This is a genomic window from Pantoea sp. Cy-639, assembly GCF_011752525.1.
GTDB lineage: Bacteria > Pseudomonadota > Gammaproteobacteria > Pseudomonadales > Pseudomonadaceae > Aquipseudomonas.
The window spans coordinates 1-5,329 of sequence record NZ_VWXI01000035.1 but is presented as its reverse complement, the minus strand read 5'-3'; the positions used below and the strand labels follow the sequence as shown (position 1 = coordinate 5,329).

The following is a 5,329-nucleotide window of genomic DNA, read 5'->3' as shown; positions in this document are numbered from 1 at the left end:
CCAAACGCTCTTTAACAAATTGAATCAAGCAATTCGTGTGGGTGCTTGTGAGTACGGACTGATAGTCGCCAAGATTATCAGCATCACAAGTGGCCATGCGAGAAATCACATAGTCATTTGAGATTGCTGAGCCAAGTTTAGGGTTTCTTAAAAACCCAAGCAGTATTGAACTGAAGAGTTTGATCATGGCTCAGATTGAACGCTGGCGGCAGGCCTAACACATGCAAGTCGAGCGGATGACGGGAGCTTGCTCCTTGATTCAGCGGCGGACGGGTGAGTAATGCCTAGGAATCTGCCTGGTAGTGGGGGACAACGTTTCGAAAGGAACGCTAATACCGCATACGTCCTACGGGAGAAAGCAGGGGACCTTCGGGCCTTGCGCTATCAGATGAGCCTAGGTCGGATTAGCTAGTTGGTGAGGTAATGGCTCACCAAGGCGACGATCCGTAACTGGTCTGAGAGGATGATCAGTCACACTGGAACTGAGACACGGTCCAGACTCCTACGGGAGGCAGCAGTGGGGAATATTGGACAATGGGCGAAAGCCTGATCCAGCCATGCCGCGTGTGTGAAGAAGGTCTTCGGATTGTAAAGCACTTTAAGTTGGGAGGAAGGGCAGTAAGCTAATACCTTGCTGTTTTGACGTTACCGACAGAATAAGCACCGGCTAACTCTGTGCCAGCAGCCGCGGTAATACAGAGGGTGCAAGCGTTAATCGGAATTACTGGGCGTAAAGCGCGCGTAGGTGGTTCGTTAAGTTGGATGTGAAAGCCCCGGGCTCAACCTGGGAACTGCATCCAAAACTGGCGAGCTAGAGTATGGTAGAGGGTGGTGGAATTTCCTGTGTAGCGGTGAAATGCGTAGATATAGGAAGGAACACCAGTGGCGAAGGCGACCACCTGGACTGATACTGACACTGAGGTGCGAAAGCGTGGGGAGCAAACAGGATTAGATACCCTGGTAGTCCACGCCGTAAACGATGTCAACTAGCCGTTGGAATCCTTGAGATTTTAGTGGCGCAGCTAACGCATTAAGTTGACCGCCTGGGGAGTACGGCCGCAAGGTTAAAACTCAAATGAATTGACGGGGGCCCGCACAAGCGGTGGAGCATGTGGTTTAATTCGAAGCAACGCGAAGAACCTTACCAGGCCTTGACATGCAGAGAACTTTCCAGAGATGGATTGGTGCCTTCGGGAACTCTGACACAGGTGCTGCATGGCTGTCGTCAGCTCGTGTCGTGAGATGTTGGGTTAAGTCCCGTAACGAGCGCAACCCTTGTCCTTAGTTACCAGCACGTTATGGTGGGCACTCTAAGGAGACTGCCGGTGACAAACCGGAGGAAGGTGGGGATGACGTCAAGTCATCATGGCCCTTACGGCCTGGGCTACACACGTGCTACAATGGTCGGTACAGAGGGTTGCCAAGCCGCGAGGTGGAGCTAATCTCACAAAACCGATCGTAGTCCGGATCGCAGTCTGCAACTCGACTGCGTGAAGTCGGAATCGCTAGTAATCGCGAATCAGAATGTCGCGGTGAATACGTTCCCGGGCCTTGTACACACCGCCCGTCACACCATGGGAGTGGGTTGCACCAGAAGTAGCTAGTCTAACCTTCGGGAGGACGGTTACCACGGTGTGATTCATGACTGGGGTGAAGTCGTAACAAGGTAGCCGTAGGGGAACCTGCGGCTGGATCACCTCCTTAATCGAAGACATCAGCCTACTGATGAGCTCCCACACGAATTGCTTGATTCATATGTGAAGACGATCAAGACCCTATATAGGTCTGTAGCTCAGTTGGTTAGAGCGCACCCCTGATAAGGGTGAGGTCGGCAGTTCAAATCTGCCCAGACCTACCAATATGCGGGGCCATAGCTCAGCTGGGAGAGCGCCTGCCTTGCACGCAGGAGGTCAGCGGTTCGATCCCGCTTGGCTCCACCACTTACGCTGTACCTTGATCAGAACTTAGAAATGAACATTCGTCGATGAATGTTGATTTCTGACTTTTGTCAGATCGTTCTTTAAAAATTCGGATATGTGATAGAAATAGACTGATGACCAGTTTCACTGCTGGAAATCAGGCTAAGGTAAAATTTGTGAGTTCTGCGCGAAAGCGCAACGTACGAATTTTCGGCGAATGTCGTCTTCACAGTATAACCAGATTGCTTGGGGTTATATGGTCAAGTGAAGAAGCGCATACGGTGGATGCCTTGGCAGTCAGAGGCGATGAAAGACGTGGTAGCCTGCGATAAGCTTTGGGGAGTCGGCAAACAGACTGTGATCCAGAGATCTCTGAATGGGGGAACCCACTCAGCATAAGCTGAGTATCTTGTACTGAATACATAGGTGCAAGAGGCGAACCAGGGGAACTGAAACATCTAAGTACCCTGAGGAAAAGAAATCAACCGAGATTCCCTTAGTAGTGGCGAGCGAACGGGGACCAGCCCTTAAGCTGGTTTGAGATTAGTGGAACGCTCTGGAAAGTGCGGCCATAGTGGGTGATAGCCCCGTACACGAAAATCTCTTGCCAGTGAAATCGAGTAGGACGGAGCACGAGAAACTTTGTCTGAACATGGGGGGACCATCCTCCAAGGCTAAATACTACTGACTGACCGATAGTGAACCAGTACCGTGAGGGAAAGGCGAAAAGAACCCCGGAGAGGGGAGTGAAATAGAACCTGAAACCGTATGCGTACAAGCAGTGGGAGCCTACTTTGTTAGGTGACTGCGTACCTTTTGTATAATGGGTCAGCGACTTATATTCAGTGGCGAGCTTAACCGAATAGGGGAGGCGTAGCGAAAGCGAGTCTTAATAGGGCGCTTTAGTCGCTGGGTATAGACCCGAAACCGGGCGATCTATCCATGGGCAGGTTGAAGGTTAGGTAACACTGACTGGAGGACCGAACCGACTACCGTTGAAAAGTTAGCGGATGACCTGTGGATCGGAGTGAAAGGCTAATCAAGCTCGGAGATAGCTGGTTCTCCTCGAAAGCTATTTAGGTAGCGCCTCATGTATCACTGTAGGGGGTAGAGCACTGTTTCGGCTAGGGGGTCATCCCGACTTACCAAACCGATGCAAACTCCGAATACCTACAAGTGCCGAGCATGGGAGACACACGGCGGGTGCTAACGTCCGTCGTGAAAAGGGAAACAACCCAGACCGTCAGCTAAGGTCCCAAAGTCATGGTTAAGTGGGAAACGATGTGGGAAGGCTTAGACAGCTAGGAGGTTGGCTTAGAAGCAGCCATCCTTTAAAGAAAGCGTAATAGCTCACTAGTCGAGTCGGCCTGCGCGGAAGATGTAACGGGGCTCAAACCATGCACCGAAGCTACGGGTGTCATCTTTGATGACGCGGTAGAGGAGCGTTCTGTAAGCCTGTGAAGGTGAGTTGAGAAGCTTGCTGGAGGTATCAGAAGTGCGAATGCTGACATGAGTAACGACAATGCGAGTGAAAAACTCGCACGCCGAAAGACCAAGGTTTCCTGCGCAACGTTAATCGACGCAGGGTTAGTCGGTCCCTAAGGCGAGGCTGAAAAGCGTAGTCGATGGAAAACAGGTTAATATTCCTGTACTTCCAGTTATTGCGATGGAGGGACGGAGAAGGCTAGGCCAGCTTGGCGTTGGTTGTCCAAGTTTAAGGTGGTAGGCTGAGATCTTAGGCAAATCCGGGATCTCAAGGCCGAGAGCTGATGACGAGTGCTCATTAGAGCGCGAAGTGGTTGATGCCATGCTTCCAAGAAAAGCTCCTAAGCTTCAGATAACTGGGAACCGTACCCCAAACCGACACAGGTGGTTAGGTAGAGAATACCAAGGCGCTTGAGAGAACTCGGGTGAAGGAACTAGGCAAAATGGCACCGTAACTTCGGGAGAAGGTGCGCCGGCGAGGGTGAAGGACTTGCTCCGTAAGCCCATGCCGGTCGAAGATACCAGGCCGCTGCGACTGTTTATTAAAAACACAGCACTCTGCAAACACGAAAGTGGACGTATAGGGTGTGACGCCTGCCCGGTGCCGGAAGGTTAATTGATGGGGTTAGCGCAAGCGAAGCTCTTGATCGAAGCCCCGGTAAACGGCGGCCGTAACTATAACGGTCCTAAGGTAGCGAAATTCCTTGTCGGGTAAGTTCCGACCTGCACGAATGGCGTAACGATGGCGGCGCTGTCTCCACCCGAGACTCAGTGAAATTGAAATCGCTGTGAAGATGCAGTGTATCCGCGGCTAGACGGAAAGACCCCGTGAACCTTTACTATAGCTTTGCACTGGACTTTGAGCTTGCTTGTGTAGGATAGGTGGGAGGCTTTGAAGTGGGGACGCCAGTTCTCATGGAGCCATCCTTGAAATACCACCCTGGCAACCTTGAGGTTCTAACTCAGGTCCGTTATCCGGATCGAGGACAGTGTATGGTGGGTAGTTTGACTGGGGCGGTCTCCTCCCAAAGAGTAACGGAGGAGTACGAAGGTGCGCTCAGACCGGTCGGAAATCGGTCGTAGAGTATAAAGGCAAAAGCGCGCTTGACTGCGAGACAAACACGTCGAGCAGGTACGAAAGTAGGTCTTAGTGATCCGGTGGTTCTGTATGGAAGGGCCATCGCTCAACGGATAAAAGGTACTCCGGGGATAACAGGCTGATACCGCCCAAGAGTTCATATCGACGGCGGTGTTTGGCACCTCGATGTCGGCTCATCACATCCTGGGGCTGAAGCCGGTCCCAAGGGTATGGCTGTTCGCCATTTAAAGTGGTACGCGAGCTGGGTTTAGAACGTCGTGAGACAGTTCGGTCCCTATCTGCCGTGGACGTTTGAGATTTGAGAGGGGCTGCTCCTAGTACGAGAGGACCGGAGTGGACGAACCTCTGGTGTTCCGGTTGTCACGCCAGTGGCATTGCCGGGTAGCTATGTTCGGAAGAGATAACCGCTGAAAGCATCTAAGCGGGAAACTTGCCTCAAGATGAGATCTCACTGGAACCTTGAGTTCCCTGAAGGGCCGTCGAAGACTACGACGTTGATAGGTTGGGTGTGTAAGCGCTGTGAGGCGTTGAGCTAACCAATACTAATTGCCCGTGAGGCTTGACCATATAACACCCAAGCAATTTGCTCATGCGAATTGTGGTGGTGAAGACGAAAGACCCGAAAATTCGTAAGACCACAAATTCACATATCCGAATTCGCCAAGCGTGCCCAAAAGGCATTCTGGCTACCGAATTTCTTGACGACCATAGAGCATTGGAACCACCTGATCCCATCCCGAACTCAGTAGTGAAACGATGCATCGCCGATGGTAGTGTGGGGCTTCCCCATGTGAGAGTAGGTCATCGTCAAGATTCATTTCGCAAA

General features: G+C 51.8%; 2 tRNA genes and 3 rRNA genes. All 5 read left to right on the top strand.

Features of this window, described 5'->3' with window-relative positions:
- The first annotated feature begins 167 nt into the window (after positions 1 to 167).
- The 5 genes from F3J43_RS23555 (at position 168) to rrf (ending at position 5,316) form a co-directional block, all read left to right on the top strand.
- Positions 168 to 1,704, top strand: a 16S ribosomal RNA gene (locus F3J43_RS23555).
- 77 nt (positions 1,705 to 1,781) lie between these two features.
- Positions 1,782 to 1,858, top strand: a tRNA-Ile gene (locus tag F3J43_RS23550).
- A 6-nt stretch (positions 1,859 to 1,864) separates the two neighbouring features.
- Positions 1,865 to 1,940, top strand: a tRNA-Ala gene (locus F3J43_RS23545).
- Between the two features lie 237 nt (positions 1,941 to 2,177).
- Positions 2,178 to 5,070 (top strand): 23S ribosomal RNA (locus F3J43_RS23540).
- Positions 5,071 to 5,200: 130 nt separating this feature from the next.
- A 5S ribosomal RNA gene (rrf, locus tag F3J43_RS23535) occupies positions 5,201 to 5,316 on the top strand.
- The 16S, 23S and 5S rRNA genes sit together here with 2 tRNA genes alongside, the layout of an rRNA operon.
- Positions 5,317 to 5,329 lie beyond the last annotated feature (13 nt).